Here is a 13,637-nt window from a genome sequence, read left to right on the forward strand (position 1 = left end):
ATCAGACCGCGACGGGCGCCGGGATATGCGGATGGGCTTGGTAACCAACCAGCTCGAAGTCCTCGAACTTGAACGCCAGCAGGTCTTTCACCTTGGGATTGAGCTTCATCACCGGCAGCGGCAGCGGCTCGCGGCTTAGTTGCAGGTCGGTCTGCTCGATATGGTTGGCGTACAGATGGCAGTCGCCGCCGGTCCAGATGAAGTCGCCCGGTTGCAGGCCGCAGACCTGGGCAACCATCAAGGTCAGCAGGGCGTAGCTGGCGATGTTGAAGGGCACGCCCAGGAATATATCCGCGGAGCGCTGGTACAGCTGGCAGCTCAACTTGCCGTCGGCCACATAGAACTGGAACAGCGCATGACATGGCGGCAGGGCCATCTGCTCAACCAGGGCCGGGTTCCAGGCGGAGACGATCAGGCGGCGCGAGTCGGGGTTCTTCTTGATCATCTCGATCAGCTTGCTGATCTGGTCGATCGACTCGCCGTTGGGCGCCGGCCAGCTGCGCCACTGGTAGCCGTACACCGGGCCAAGATCGCCGTTCTCGTCGGCCCACTCGTCCCAGATACGCACACCGTTGTCCTTCAGGTACTTGATGTTGGTGTCGCCCTGGAGGAACCACAGCAGCTCGTGGATGATGGATTTCAGGTGACACTTCTTGGTGGTCACCAGCGGGAAGCCGTCGGCCAGGTTGAAGCGCATCTGGTGGGCGAAGATGCTGTAGGTGCCGGTGCCGGTGCGGTCACTCTTGAAGGTGCCGGTCTCGCGCACCAGGCGCATCAGGTCGAGGTACTGTTTCATTGCACAGCCTCCTGCGCCGCCTGGCGCTTGTAGGCATAGGCGATCAGACCCAGGCCACCGAGGATCATCGGCACGCAGAGCACCTGGCCCATGGTCAACCAGCCGCCTGCCAGGTAACCAAGCTGGGCATCCGGCACGCGGACAAACTCAACGATAAAACGGAAGATCCCGTAGCACATGGCAAACATGCCAGACACGGCCATGGTCGGGCGCGGCTTGCGCGAGTAGAACCATAGGATGGCGAACAGTGCCACACCTTCCAGGGCGAACTGGTAAAGCTGCGAGGGGTGGCGCGCCAGCTGCTGCGGGTCGGTGGGGAAGATCATTGCCCATGGCACGTCGGTCGCCTTGCCCCACAGTTCGGCGTTGATGAAATTGCCGATACGCCCGGCGCCCAGGCCAATCGGCACCAGCGGGGCAATAAAGTCCATCAGCTCAAAGAAGCTCTTGTTGTTGCGCTTGCCGGACCACCAGGTGGCCAGCATTACGCCGATCAACCCGCCGTGAAACGACATGCCGCCTTCCCAGATGCGCAGCATGCGCACCGGTTCGGCGATATAGGCGGCCAAATCGTAGAACAGCACGTACCCCAGGCGGCCACCGAGGATAACGCCCATGGCGACCCAGAACACCAGATCGGAGAGCTTCTCCTTGTTCCAGGTCGGCGCGAAGGCGTTGACCCGGCGCGAGGCCAGCCACCAGGCGCCGCCGATGCCGATCAGGTACATCAGGCCGTACCAATGGATTTTCAGCGGGCCAAGGGCCAGCGCAACTGGGTCGATCTGCGGGTAAGGCAGCATCAAAAACTCCTTAAACGAGGAAACTCAGACCCACGCTAAACAACAGCAGGGCAAACAGACGCTTGAGCAGGCGCGGCGACAACTTGTGCGCCAAGCGTGCGCCGACACGAGCAAAGTACATGCTGGGGATCGCAATACCGACCAACGCCGGCAGGTAGACAAAGCCAATGCTCCACTCTGGCAGCGCGGGTTTATCCCAGCCCAGCCAGATAAAACTCAGGGCGCTGGCTATCGCAATCGGCAAACCGCAAGCCGAAGACGTGGCCACCGCCTGCTGCATCGCAACGCTGCGCCAGGTCAGGAACGGCACAGTCAGCGAACCGCCGCCAATCCCGAAAATCGCCGAGGCCCAGCCAATCACGCCACCGGCCAGGGTCAGCGCCGGCTTGCCTGGGACAGTGCGGCTGGCTTTGGGTTTCAGTTCCAGGGCCATTTGCACGGCAATAATGATCGCGAACACGCCGATGATCTTCTGCAGCAGCGGCCCCTGAATCGCTGCTGCAGTCATTGCGCCCAACCCGGCACCGAGCAGAATGCCCAGGGTCATCCAGGCAAATACCGGCCACAGCACCGCGCCTTTGCGCTGATGTTCTAGCACCGAGTTGATCGAGGTGAAGATGATCGTCGCCAGCGACGTACCGACCGCCAGGTGGGTCAGAATCATCGGATCAAAGCCCTGCGCAGCAAAACTCAACACCAGCACCGGCACGATGATAATGCCGCCGCCCACCCCGAATAACCCGGCAAGCGTTCCGGCGGCAGCCCCCAGGACCAAATACAGCAGCAGTTCCATCAGCACCCCCCGCAAACAATCCGGCATGGTAACGGATGCACAGGGCCGGACTCTACTTTGGGCGATGGATGTCCGTCCTGGCTTTGCGTAAAGTGCCTGCATCGCCTGTGGAATAGACCAGCATGCGCCCGACCCTGTACCTGAAGCTGAGCTGTAACCAGATGCACCTGACGCATCTGCAGAGTGGCCGCGTACTGCACTTGCAAGCGGACCCTGCGTTCAGCAACCCACGCCTATTGGTGGCAGATTTTGCGGCAGCACAACACCTGCTGCTGGGCGGGATCACGGCCCTGCTGCCCCATCGCTTCCTGCGCCTGAGCCGACCACCACAACTGCTGATTCAACCGCTGGAACGCCTGGAGGGCGGTTTGTCTCAGGTTGAAGAACGCATTCTGCTGGAGCTTGGCCTCGGCTGCGGCGCGCGCAAGGTGCGCCTGCACCTGGGCCAGGAGCTGGACAATGCCGGCGTGCTGGCGAAATTAGGGAGCTGATCATGTGCCTGATCGTCCTGGCCTGGCGACCGGGTCATGCGCAACCGCTGCTGGTGGCTGCCAACCGCGATGAGTTCTATGCCCGCCCGAGCCAACCCCTGGCCGAATGGCCCGACAGACCGGGACTGATTGCCGGGCGCGATCTGCAAGCCGGAGGTACCTGGCTGGGTGTCGGTCCGGGCGGACGCTTTGCCGCACTGACCAATATTCGCGCCCCCGGCCAGGCATTAGGCAGCCGCTCTCGTGGCGAGCTACCGGCGGCCTTTCTCAGTGGCGACCGCAGCATCGAAAAATTTCTACAAGACCTGCACGAGCAGCGGCACCACTACAGCGGCTTTAACCTGCTGCTGGGTGACCCTCAGCAACTCTGGCACTTCAACTCCCATACCGGGAACGCAACGCCTTTGGCGGAAGGCATACACGGCCTGTCGAATGCCGACCTGAATACGCCCTGGCCCAAGCTGCAGCGGGCCAAGCAGGCCCTGAGCGATGGCCTGCATGAAGCCAACCCACAGATATTGCTCAAACTGTTGGCCGACCCCACCGGTGCGGCGGACGCGGAGCTGCCGCAAACCGGTATCGGCCTAACCGGCGAACGCCTGCTTTCCAGCGTGTTTATTGCCAGCGCCAGCTACGGCACGCGCGCCAGCACCGCCTTGATTGTGAATGCCGACGGCAGCCGCACGCTCACCGAACGCACGTTCGGCAGCCATGGCAGTTATCTGGGTGAGGTGCTCGTTCCCTGTTGAGGCCGCTCAGTCGCTGCGCACAGGTTCGCTGAGTTCATCCAAGGTAAACAGCGGCGCGGCAATCGCCGGGTCGTCGGCATCCGCCACCAGCAGGGGTCGACCATCGGCCTGAAAGGTCAGCCCTTCGATCTTCACCACTGGCGCCAAACGGCTCAGCGCGACGATATTCAGTTGCGCGTCCAGCCGCCCAAGTACGCTGCCAACGCAGGCACCGTCCAGGTAGCTGGAATCAGTAGCTTCCGCCGATGCCGTGAAATACAGCGCGCCACTGGGCGCCACGCTGAGATCGGTGAGGCTCAATTGCACACCGTCCAGCTCCGGTAATTGCAGCGGCACAATGCGTTGCAAAGTGGCTGCACTCAACTGCCCGTCTTCTAGATCGCGCAGCACCTGCGGTAAATCGAGCAGCACCAGGGCGTTTTCTCGGCTACGACCATTGCCGCGCTGCGCCAGCAGCACTCGCTCGTGATAGACCACGCAGCCTTCGATATTCAGGTCCTGAAAGTGCTCAGCGAGCGCCCGGTACAAGGGATTAAGGTCGATCACGCGCACATTCCCGGCCTCAATCAGACAACCGCGACAGCGGCGTTCGGTGGAACCGGAACCTAACGCCAACAGGCTGTCAGCGGGCAATGACATCAAGGCTTCGAAGTCGGGCTTTAGGCGCTTGCGCAGCTTGGCATCGCTGGGTAATTCGCCGGGGAGCAGAGTCAGCTCGGCCTGCCAGTCGCCGCTCAGACTGTAGCGCTGCAGCACCAGCGCATCGTCGGCCAACACCCAGAAACTATGCCCCTGACAGACCAATGCGCTGGCTGCCGACAGCCGCAGCGTGGCCAGTTGGCGCAATTGCAGGGGGGTTGCGGCAAGCGTCAGCATGAGCCGCGAGCACTCACGCCTGAATATCTGACGCCGGATTGATCATCCGACCCAGGCCGAGGTTGCGCAGGGCCAGCTGCAGGGTGCTGTGAATCACCTGTGGGTTGTCGATGTTCATCACTTGACCCAGCAGCTCCTGGGCTTTGCCCAGACTGATCTGCCGCAGCAGCCATTTCACCTTGGGCAGGTTGGTGGCGTTCATCGACAAGCCGTCGAAGCCCATCGCCATCAGTAACACGGCGCACGCCGGATCACCGGCCATTTCGCCACAGATACTCACCGGTTTGCCTTCGGCATGGGCGCCGGCCACTACCAGGCGCAGCGCCTGCAGCACCGCCGGGTGAAGGAAGTCATAGAGGTCGGCGACGCGCGGGTTGTTGCGGTCTACGGCTAACAGGTATTGGGTCAGGTCATTCGAGCCGACCGAGAGGAAGTCGACTTGGCGTGCCAATTCGCGCACCTGATAGACCGCTGCGGGGATCTCAATCATCACACCGACCGGCGGCAGCGGCACGTCGGTGCCTTCATCGCGCACTTCGCCCCAGGCACGGTGAATCAGGTGCAGCGCCTCTTCCAGCTCCTGAATCCCGGAAATCATCGGCAGCAGAATGCGCAGGTTATTCAACCCTTCGCTGGCCTTAAGCATGGCGCGGGTCTGTACGAGGAAGATTTCCGGGTGGTCGAGGGTGACGCGGATACCGCGCCAGCCGAGGAAGGGATTGTCTTCCTTGATCGGGAAATAGCTCAGCGCCTTGTCACCGCCGATATCCAGGCTGCGCATGGTCACCGGCAGCGGGTGGAAGGCAGCCAGCTGCTCGCGATAGATCGCCAGCTGCTCTTTCTCGCTGGGGAAGCGCTCCTTGATCATAAACGGCACTTCAGTGCGGTACAGACCAACGCCTTCGGCACCGCGCTCCTGGGCGCGCTTTACATCAGCAAGCAAGCCGGTGTTGACCCACAGCGGCATACGGTGGCCGTCGAGGGTTTCGCACGGCAAGGCGCGCAGTGCATCAAGACCCTGCGCCAGCTGGCGTTCTTCCTCGACTACTTCGGCGTATTGCTTGCGTAACACTTCACTCGGGTTGGTGAACACCTCACCGTGGTAGCCGTCGACGATCAGCTGAATACCGTCGATCTTCGAATACGGCAGGTCGACCACGCCCATGACCGTGGGAATACCCATGGCCCGCGCAAAGATGGCCACATGCGAGTTACCCGAGCCCTGCACCGAAACCAGGCCAACCAGCTTGCCTTCCGGCACTTCGCCAAGCATCGCCGGCGACAGCTCTTCGCTGACCAGAATGCAGTTGTCCGGGTACACCAGAGTTTGCTGACGAGCCTGCTGCAGGTAGGCGAGCAGGCGTCGACCGAGGTCTTTGACATCGCTGGCGCGCTCACGCAGGTAGGCGTCGTCCATCAGTTCAAAACGATTGATGTGCTCGCCAATCACCTGACGCAGTGCGCCCTGAGCCCACTGGCCGGTGCGAATGACCTTAACCACCTCGTTACCCAGGGCGGCGTCTTCCAGCATCATCAGGTAGACGTCGAACAGCGCGCGCTCTTCCGGGCGCAGCTGCGTGGCCATTCTTGCCGACAACGCGCGCATGTCGCTGCGTACGCCTTCAAGAGCGTCATTGAACAGGGCCAGCTCTGCGGCGATGTCGTCGACGGTCTTATCCGGCACCACTTCCAGATCAGCCGGCGGCAGGACCACCACTGCGGTGCCCACGGCTGCGCCAGGCGAGCCGGGTACACCGATGAACTTGGCTTCCTGAATGCCCTTACCCTGCCGACCCAGGCCACGGATCGAACCGGTGGCCTCGGCGTGGGCGATAACCCCGGCGAGCTGCGCACTCATGGTGACCAGGAAGGCTTCTTCGCCTTCGTCGAACTGACGCTGTTCTTTCTGCTGGATAACCAATACGCCCATCACCTTGCGGTGGTGAATGATCGGCGCACCGAGAAATGAGGCGTAACGCTCCTCACCGGTCTCGGCAAAGTAGCGGTAGCGTGGGTGTTCAGAAGCGTGTTCGAGGTTGAGCGGCTCTTCGCGGGTGCCGACCAGGCCGACCAAGCCCTCGTTGGGGGCCATGCTGACCTTGCCGATGGCTTTCTTGTTCAAGCCCTCGGTGGCCATCAGCACAAAGCGATTGCTTTCCGGGTCGAGCAGGTAGACCGAGCAGACCTGGCTGCCCATAGCCTCGCGCACTCGCTGCACGATAATGCCCAGCGCCGCCTTGAGGTCCTTGGCGGCATTTACTTCCTGGACAATCTTGCGCAGCGTATTGAGCATACTTGGCTCTAGCCTGTGTCAGTCCCGCGCCAAGAGGCGCGGAGCGAGTTCCTTGAGGGCGCGACGGTAAACCTCGCGCTTGAATGTCACCACCTGGCCCAGCGGGTACCAGTAACTGACCCAGCGCCAGCCGTCGAACTCCGGCTTACCGGTCAGGTCCATGCGCACCCGATCCTCTGCGCCAGTCAAACGCAGGAGGAACCACTTCTGTTTCTGCCCGATGCACAGCGGCTGGCTGTGCGTGCGCACCAGGCGCTGAGGCAGACGATAACGCAACCAGCCCCGGGTGCAGGCGAGAATTTTCACATCCTGCTGTTCAAGGCCAACTTCTTCGTTCAATTCGCGGTACAGCGCTTCTTCCGGCGACTCATGGTCATTGATCCCGCCCTGCGGGAACTGCCAAGCGTCCTGGTTTATCCGACGCGCCCACAGCACCTGGCCGACATCATTGGTCAGAATGATGCCGACATTCGGGCGAAAACCATCGGAATCGATCACGGCACACAACCTCGTAAACGCCTGAATTTAAGACATGCGGGCATTGTTCCACAAAGGCCGCGGCAGCAGCAACGCGAGCGGGGCGCGTAATAGGAATGACCCATAAAAGCCGTTATTCTGACCGCCTTTCGTAGCTGGCAATCAAAGGTGCTCCCGTGCGTTTGGCTTTATTCGATCTCGACAACACCCTGCTCGGCGGCGACAGCGATCACGCCTGGGGGGATTACCTGTGTGAGCGCGGCATCCTCGACGGGATTGCCTATAAGGCGCGCAACGATGACTTCTATCAGGACTACCTGGCCGGCCGCCTGAACATCACCGACTACCTGAACTTCAGCCTGGAAATCCTCGGCCGCACGGAAATGGCGCAGCTGGAACAGTGGCACCGTGAATTTATGCGCGATTGCGTCGAGCCGATCATTCTCGCCAAGGGCGAAGCGCTGCTCGCCGAGCACCGCGAAGCCGGCGACAAGCTGCTGATCATCACCGCCACCAACCGCTTCGTCACCGCGCCGATTGCTGAGCGCCTTGGGGTCGACACCCTGCTGGCCACCGAATGTGAAATGGCCGACGGCCGCTACACCGGACGCACCACCGACGTGCCGTGCTTCAAGGAAGGCAAGGTCACCCGCCTTAACCGCTGGTTGACGGAAAGCGGCCTTAACCTCAACGACAGTTACTTCTACAGTGACTCAATGAACGACCTGCCCCTGCTGGAGCAAGTCACTCACCCCTTCGCCGTCGACCCCGATCCAAACCTGCGCGCCGAAGCAGAAAAGCGCGGCTGGCCGGTGATCTCGCTACGCTAAACTGGCTGCAAATAAAAACGCCGCCTGATCAGGCGGCGTTTTTATTTGCGGTATTGATCAAGCTGGCTTGGCGCCCATCAACCCCATGATCACCAGCAACAACAACACGATCAGCCCGGCATAGGCCGCGCAGAACCCCAGCAGGCGCTTGGGTGCTGGCGCGCCATTAAGGGCTTGCCAGGTGCTCAGGCGACCCGCCAGCAGCAACCCGGCAACCATCAACACACCAAACAGCACGCTGCTGAGCAGCAGCCAGGTTTGGCTCAGCGGCAAACCGATAAGGTCAACCAGCAACCAGCCGGTTACCGGCAGGCTCAGGGCCAGCAGGCCGAGTACCGGCATGCTGATCAAGCGGGTGCGTTTAAGCTTGCGCTGCAAGATGGCGGCATCACCGCCACGTGAGGCCTTCCATAACATAAACAGGTGCACCAACACCCCAACCAGTAAGAGGATGCCGGGCAGCATGTGCAGCATTTTCAGCAATGGGTAATGTTCCATTGTTTCAGTCCTACCGGGTTTCCGGCTTATCCAAGAAAGAGTTTGTACGCCGGGTTATCGCTCTCATCCCAGTAGGGATAGCCGATGGCTTCCAGCGCCGCTGGCACTAAATGGCGCTCGGCCTGCGGCACCTGCAGGCCCGCGACCACTCGACCATCGGCCGCGCCGTGATTGCGATAGTGGAACATCGAGATGTTCCAGCGCCCACCTAATTTCTGTAAGAAATTGAACAATGCACCCGGACGCTCAGGAAACTCGAAGCGGTAAACGCACTCATCCGGCACCGCCGCCGCATGACCGCCGACCATATGGCGGATATGCAACTTCGCCAGTTCGTTGTCAGTCAGGTCCAACACCGGGAAGCCCTGGTCGCGCAGACCCTGAACCAGCGCGGCACGCGGGTCACTTTCCGGGTGGGTTTGCACGCCGACAAAGATGTGCGCCTCCTTATCTTCGTGATAGCGGTAGTTGAACTCGGTGATCTGCCGCTTACCGATGGCCTCGCAGAACGCCTTGAAGCTGCCCGGCTGCTCGGGGATGGTCACGGCGATGATCGCTTCACGCTTCTCGCCCAGTTCGGCGCGCTCAGCGACGTGGCGCAGACGGTCGAAGTTGACGTTGGCCCCCGAGTCGATACCCACCAAAACGCGCCCACTGCAGCCTTCACGCTCCACATACTTCTTGATCCCGGCCACGCTCAGCGCACCGGCCGGTTCGGTGATCGAACGGGTGTCGTCGTAGATGTCCTTGATCGCCGCACAGATCTCGTCGGTGCTGACGGTGATCACCTCGTCAACATGATCCTTGCACACATCAAAGGTGTGCTGACCGATCTGCGCCACGGCCACGCCATCGGCAAACAATCCAACCTGCGACAACACCACACGTTCACCGGCAGCCATCGCGGCCTGCAGGCAATTGGAATCGTCCGGCTCAACACCGATGACCTTGATCTCTGGACGCAGGTATTTGACATAGGCGGCGATACCCGCAATCAGCCCGCCGCCGCCCACCGGCACGAAGATCGCGTCGATCGCCCCCGGTTGCTGCCGGAGGATTTCCATCGCAATGGTGCCCTGCCCGGCAATAGTGTGCGGGTCATCATAGGGATGGATATAGATGTAGCCCTTCTCATCGACCAGCTTAAGCGAGTAGGCCAGTGCTTCCGGGAAGCTGTCGCCGTGCAGCACCACCTTGCCGCCGCGCGAGCGCACGCCCTGCACCTTGATTTCCGGGGTGGTCTTGGGCATCACGATGGTCGCTTTGACCCCCAGCACCTTGGCCGCCAGCGCCAGGCCCTGGGCATGGTTGCCAGCCGAGGCGGTCACCACACCGCGCGCCAGCTCCTCAGTCGAAAGCTGCGCCAGTTTGTTGTAGGCACCGCGAATCTTGAACGAGTACACCGGCTGCAGGTCTTCACGCTTGAGCAGAATCTGGTTGCCCAGGCGCTCGGAAAGCTGGTTAGCGGCTTGCAGCGGGGTTTCCACCGCCACGTCATAGACGCGCGAGGTGAGGATTTTCTTGACGTACTGTTCGAGCATGGCGGGATCGCAGGCGGCTTTTCAGAGAGTCAGCGAGTCTACCCCAGCGCCGCGCCGAACGACCATACAAGCCACAGGGTTTTCCCGGCCAGCGGCCCCCTGGCGCCTCAGTCAGGCTATAATTCGCGCCTTTCAATCACTCCCACTCCAGGCCTAAAGATGAATCAGGATCAACTCAAGCAAGCCGTCGCCCAGGCTGCCGTCGACTTTATTCTCCCCAAACTCGACGCAAAGAGTGTGATCGGTGTCGGTACCGGCTCCACTGCCAACTGTTTTATCGATGCCCTGGCCAAGCACAAGATGGAGTTCGACGGCGCTGTGGCCAGTTCCGAAGCCACCGCCGCACGCCTCAAGGGTCATGGCCTTGCGGTGTATGAGCTGAACACCGTCAGCGACCTGGAGTTCTATGTGGATGGCGCCGATGAAAGCGACGAGTACCTCAACCTGATCAAGGGTGGTGGCGCAGCCCTGACCCGCGAGAAGATCGTTGCGGCCGTGGCGCAGACCTTTATTTGCATCGCAGACGCCAGCAAGCTGGTGCCAGTTCTCGGCGCCTTCCCACTGCCAGTGGAAGTGATCCCGATGGCACGTAGCCATGTCGCCCGCCAACTGGTCAAACTCGGCGGCGACCCGGTGTACCGCGAAGGCGTGGTGACCGACAACGGCAATATCATCCTCGACGTGTTCAACCTGTCGATCACCAACCCGGTGGAGCTGGAAAGCCAGATCAACGCCATCGTCGGCGTGGTCACCAACGGCCTGTTCGCTGCACGCCCGGCCGATCTGTTACTGCTGGGTACGGCTGAAGGCGTAAAAACTCTTAAGCGCGCCTGATACGCGGAGCTGCAATATCTGGCGGCTGTGCAAAAATGGATCAAGTCGGCAGACAGCCCGAGCCCTTGGCGTCATGCTGCCGGCATTGCTTAGTTATCAGGATCGTCAGGGAGTTTTATGTCCGCATTCGTCTCGTCCGCCCATGACCGCCAGCTAGAGCTCGCCGATCTGCTGCGTGAGCTGGTTGCCCAGGGCCGGACCAATCAGGACAATGCAGAGCAATGCCTGACTATTCGCCGTAGCGCAGTAAACAATAAGCAGCACCCGCTGGAGTTTCTTGCAGCCCAACAACTCGACGACTTGAAAAAGCCCGGTAAGAAGCTTGAGCTGGAGGATCTTACCGCCTGGCTGGCCGAACAATCCGGACAGCCTTATCTGCGGATTGATCCCCTGAAAATCGATGTCGCCGCCATCACTCCATTGATGTCCTACGCCTTCGCCCAGCGCCACAAGATTCTTGCCGTGGCAGTGGACAACGACAGCGTGACCATTGCCAGCAGCCAACCTCTGGTGCACAGCTGGGAAGCCAACCTGATTCATGTGCTCAAGCGCCCGATCAAACGCGTGGTAGCAAGCCCTGCAGAGATCCAGCGCTTTACCGTGGAATTCTACCGCCTGGCCAAGTCGGTCAGCGGCGCCTCGGCCGGCGACATGAAAGTCAGCGGGGCCGGTAACTTCGAGCAACTGCTGAATCTTGGCGCCCAGGATCAGGAACCCGACGCCAACGACGCGCATATCGTTAATATCGTCGACTGGCTGTTTCAGTACGCCTTTACCCAGCGCGCCAGCGATATCCATATTGAGCCGCGCCGCGAACAGGGCAGCGTGCGTTTTCGTATCGACGGCGTACTGCACACTGTCTACCAATTCCCGCCTCAGGTAACCATGGCCATCGTCAGCCGCCTGAAAAGCCTAGGGCGGATGAACGTTGCAGAAAAGCGCAAACCGCAGGATGGCCGGGTCAAGACCAAGACCCCGGATGGCGGTGAAGTCGAACTGCGCCTGTCGACCCTGCCCACCGCCTTTGGCGAAAAAATGGTGATGCGGATTTTCGACCCGGAAGTGCTGCTGAAAAGCTTCGATCAGCTGGGTTTCTCCGCCGATGACCTGAAACGCTGGCAGAGCATGACCAGCCAGCCCAACGGCATCATTCTGGTCACCGGCCCCACCGGCTCGGGTAAAACCACCACGCTCTACACCACGCTCAAGCAGCTGGCCACGCCGGAGGTCAACGTCTGCACCATCGAAGACCCGATCGAGATGATCGAAGGGGCCTTCAACCAGATGCAGGTGCAGAGCAATATCGACCTGACCTTTGCCAGCGGCGTGCGCGCACTGATGCGCCAGGACCCGGACATCATCATGGTCGGCGAAATCCGCGACCTGGAAACCGCCGAGATGGCGATTCAGGCCGCGCTCACCGGTCACTTGGTACTCTCAACCCTGCACACCAACGACGCGCCCAGCGCCATCACCCGCCTGCTCGAACTGGGCGTACCGCATTACCTGCTCAAGGCCACCTTGCTCGGTGTGATGGCCCAGCGCCTGGTGCGCACTCTATGCCCGCATTGCAAGGCGCCACAGACGCTGGATGAAGACGGTTGGCAGAGCCTGACCAAACCCTGGAGTGCACCACTGCCGACTCAAGCCTGCCGTGCCGTAGGTTGCCTGGAATGCCGCGATACCGGCTACCGCGGCCGCGCGGGGGTGTATGAAATCATGCTGATCAACGATGCGATGAAGCCCTTGATCACCGCCGATACCGACCTGATCGCGCTGCGCCGACATGCCTTCAAGGAAGGCATGCGCAGCTTGCGCCTGTCTGGCGCGCAGAAGGTCGCCGCTGGCCTGACCACCATTGAGGAAGTGCTGCGGGTCACTCCGCAGAGCGAGCAGAAATAATCGCGGCCATGAAGTTTCAGCTGCGCGGCAAACGCTGCTGACGGGCGAGGATGCTCGCCACCCGCTGCGGCTTGCATTGCAGGTAAGCCGAGGCTTGCAGCAAGCGCTGATTGGAATGCCAGGCAAACAGAAACTGCCCGCCCTTGAGCTGATCCACCACCATTCTCGCCACTTCCGGACGCACCGCCGGGCAACCCAGGCTGCGGCCGATACGCCCATGCTTCTCTGCCCAGCGTGGGCTGACATAACCGGCGCCATGAATCACGATGGCACGCTCGCGGGCCAGGTCGTTCAGCCCAGGCTCCAGGCCATCCATACGCAGGGAATAGCCATGCTTGCCGCGGTAGCTTTCCGCCGTGCGGAACAGGCCCAGACTGGATTGGTGGCTGCCCAGACGATTGGAAAACGCCTCGGCAAAATTCTCCCCGGACTTGCGACCATGGGCGACGAAATCGCGCAATAGCAGACGCTTGCGCTGCAGATCGAATATCCACAAGCGCCGCTCGGTGGAAGGCCGCGAATAGTCGATAACCGCAAGGCGGCGAGCCGGATCCGCACCATGATTGACCGCGCACTGCATGGCCGCCAGCGCATGCTGCAGCGCCTGCTGATTGAGCCCGGGGGCAATCTGCGCCAGATCCATGAGCAAGTCATCCTGCTCGGTTGCAGTCGCCGACAAGGGCATGCAAGAAAGCCAAAAGCCGATCAGGCAGAACCTGCCAAGACGTCCAAACATTGCGCAAATACCTCGAGTACC

Annotated in this window: 14 protein-coding genes; 5 read left to right on the top strand and 9 right to left on the bottom strand. The window is 61.1% G+C overall.

Annotated features, from left to right (window positions below; translation table 11 throughout):
- Position 1: 1 nt before the first annotated feature.
- From ALTER154_RS07220 to ALTER154_RS07230, 3 genes are read right to left on the bottom strand one after another with little or no spacing between them, the layout of a single operon-like run.
- A complete protein-coding gene (locus tag ALTER154_RS07220; protein WP_160085843.1) occupies positions 2 to 796 on the bottom strand; it encodes a thymidylate synthase in 795 nt (264 codons plus the stop codon).
- A complete protein-coding gene (gene lgt / locus ALTER154_RS07225; RefSeq protein ID WP_160085844.1) occupies positions 793 to 1,596 on the bottom strand; it encodes a prolipoprotein diacylglyceryl transferase in 804 nt (267 codons plus the stop codon). Before lgt ends, ALTER154_RS07220 begins: the two co-directional genes overlap by 4 nt.
- Before the next feature lie 10 nt (positions 1,597 to 1,606).
- Positions 1,607 to 2,389, bottom strand: coding sequence for a sulfite exporter TauE/SafE family protein (locus ALTER154_RS07230; RefSeq protein WP_160085845.1), 783 nt, complete (start codon positions 2,387 to 2,389; stop codon positions 1,607 to 1,609).
- A gap of 122 nt (positions 2,390 to 2,511) precedes the next feature.
- Here ALTER154_RS07230 and ALTER154_RS07235 point away from each other — a divergent pair, with 122 nt between their 5' ends.
- Entirely contained in the window at positions 2,512 to 2,880 is a 369-nt protein-coding gene (locus ALTER154_RS07235; protein WP_090250277.1) for a hypothetical protein, read from the top strand.
- Between the two features lie 2 nt (positions 2,881 to 2,882).
- Positions 2,883 to 3,629, top strand: coding sequence for an NRDE family protein (locus ALTER154_RS07240; RefSeq protein WP_160085846.1), 747 nt, complete (start codon positions 2,883 to 2,885; stop codon positions 3,627 to 3,629).
- A 6-nt stretch (positions 3,630 to 3,635) separates the two neighbouring features.
- Here the strand turns inward: ALTER154_RS07240 and ALTER154_RS07245 are convergent, their stop codons facing one another.
- The 3 genes from ALTER154_RS07245 to ALTER154_RS07255 are packed head-to-tail and all read right to left on the bottom strand — an operon-like array spanning position 3,636 to position 7,296.
- On the bottom strand, positions 3,636 to 4,505 hold the full coding sequence (locus ALTER154_RS07245) for a hypothetical protein (protein ID WP_160085847.1): 870 nt from the start codon (positions 4,503 to 4,505) through the stop codon (positions 3,636 to 3,638).
- Between the two features lie 13 nt (positions 4,506 to 4,518).
- A complete protein-coding gene (gene ptsP / locus ALTER154_RS07250) occupies positions 4,519 to 6,798 on the bottom strand; it encodes a phosphoenolpyruvate--protein phosphotransferase (RefSeq protein ID WP_090250284.1) in 2,280 nt (759 codons plus the stop codon).
- Between the two features lie 18 nt (positions 6,799 to 6,816).
- Complete coding sequence (locus ALTER154_RS07255) at positions 6,817 to 7,296, bottom strand: RNA pyrophosphohydrolase (RefSeq protein WP_090251327.1); 480 nt, start codon at positions 7,294 to 7,296, stop codon at positions 6,817 to 6,819.
- A 155-nt stretch (positions 7,297 to 7,451) separates the two neighbouring features.
- Here ALTER154_RS07255 and ALTER154_RS07260 point away from each other — a divergent pair, with 155 nt between their 5' ends.
- On the top strand, positions 7,452 to 8,105 hold the full coding sequence (locus ALTER154_RS07260; protein ID WP_160085848.1) for an HAD family phosphatase: 654 nt from the start codon (positions 7,452 to 7,454) through the stop codon (positions 8,103 to 8,105).
- 57 nt (positions 8,106 to 8,162) lie between these two features.
- Here ALTER154_RS07260 and ALTER154_RS07265 read toward each other — a convergent pair whose 3' ends face one another.
- Together ALTER154_RS07265 and ilvA are read right to left on the bottom strand one after the other, a co-directional pair.
- A complete protein-coding gene (locus tag ALTER154_RS07265; protein WP_160085849.1) occupies positions 8,163 to 8,603 on the bottom strand; it encodes a DUF2269 family protein in 441 nt (146 codons plus the stop codon).
- A gap of 26 nt (positions 8,604 to 8,629) precedes the next feature.
- Entirely contained in the window at positions 8,630 to 10,144 is a 1,515-nt protein-coding gene (ilvA, locus tag ALTER154_RS07270) for a threonine ammonia-lyase, biosynthetic (RefSeq protein ID WP_090250291.1), read from the bottom strand.
- A gap of 159 nt (positions 10,145 to 10,303) precedes the next feature.
- On the opposite strand from ilvA, the gene rpiA reads away from it, so the two are divergent.
- Positions 10,304 to 10,978 carry a ribose-5-phosphate isomerase RpiA gene (gene rpiA, locus ALTER154_RS07275; protein WP_160085850.1) on the top strand — a complete coding sequence of 225 codons (675 nt, stop codon included), beginning with the start codon at positions 10,304 to 10,306 and terminating at the stop codon, positions 10,976 to 10,978.
- Positions 10,979 to 11,095: 117 nt separating this feature from the next.
- Complete coding sequence (locus ALTER154_RS07280; RefSeq protein WP_160085851.1) at positions 11,096 to 12,880, top strand: GspE/PulE family protein; 1,785 nt, start codon at positions 11,096 to 11,098, stop codon at positions 12,878 to 12,880.
- A 16-nt stretch (positions 12,881 to 12,896) separates the two neighbouring features.
- Here ALTER154_RS07280 and ALTER154_RS07285 read toward each other — a convergent pair whose 3' ends face one another.
- Positions 12,897 to 13,565 carry a murein L,D-transpeptidase catalytic domain family protein gene (locus ALTER154_RS07285; RefSeq protein WP_256665617.1) on the bottom strand — a complete coding sequence of 223 codons (669 nt, stop codon included), beginning with the start codon at positions 13,563 to 13,565 and terminating at the stop codon, positions 12,897 to 12,899.
- Positions 13,566 to 13,637 lie beyond the last annotated feature (72 nt).

This window comes from Pseudomonas sp. 9AZ, from assembly GCF_902506525.1.
Lineage (GTDB): Bacteria > Pseudomonadota > Gammaproteobacteria > Pseudomonadales > Pseudomonadaceae > Aquipseudomonas > Aquipseudomonas peli.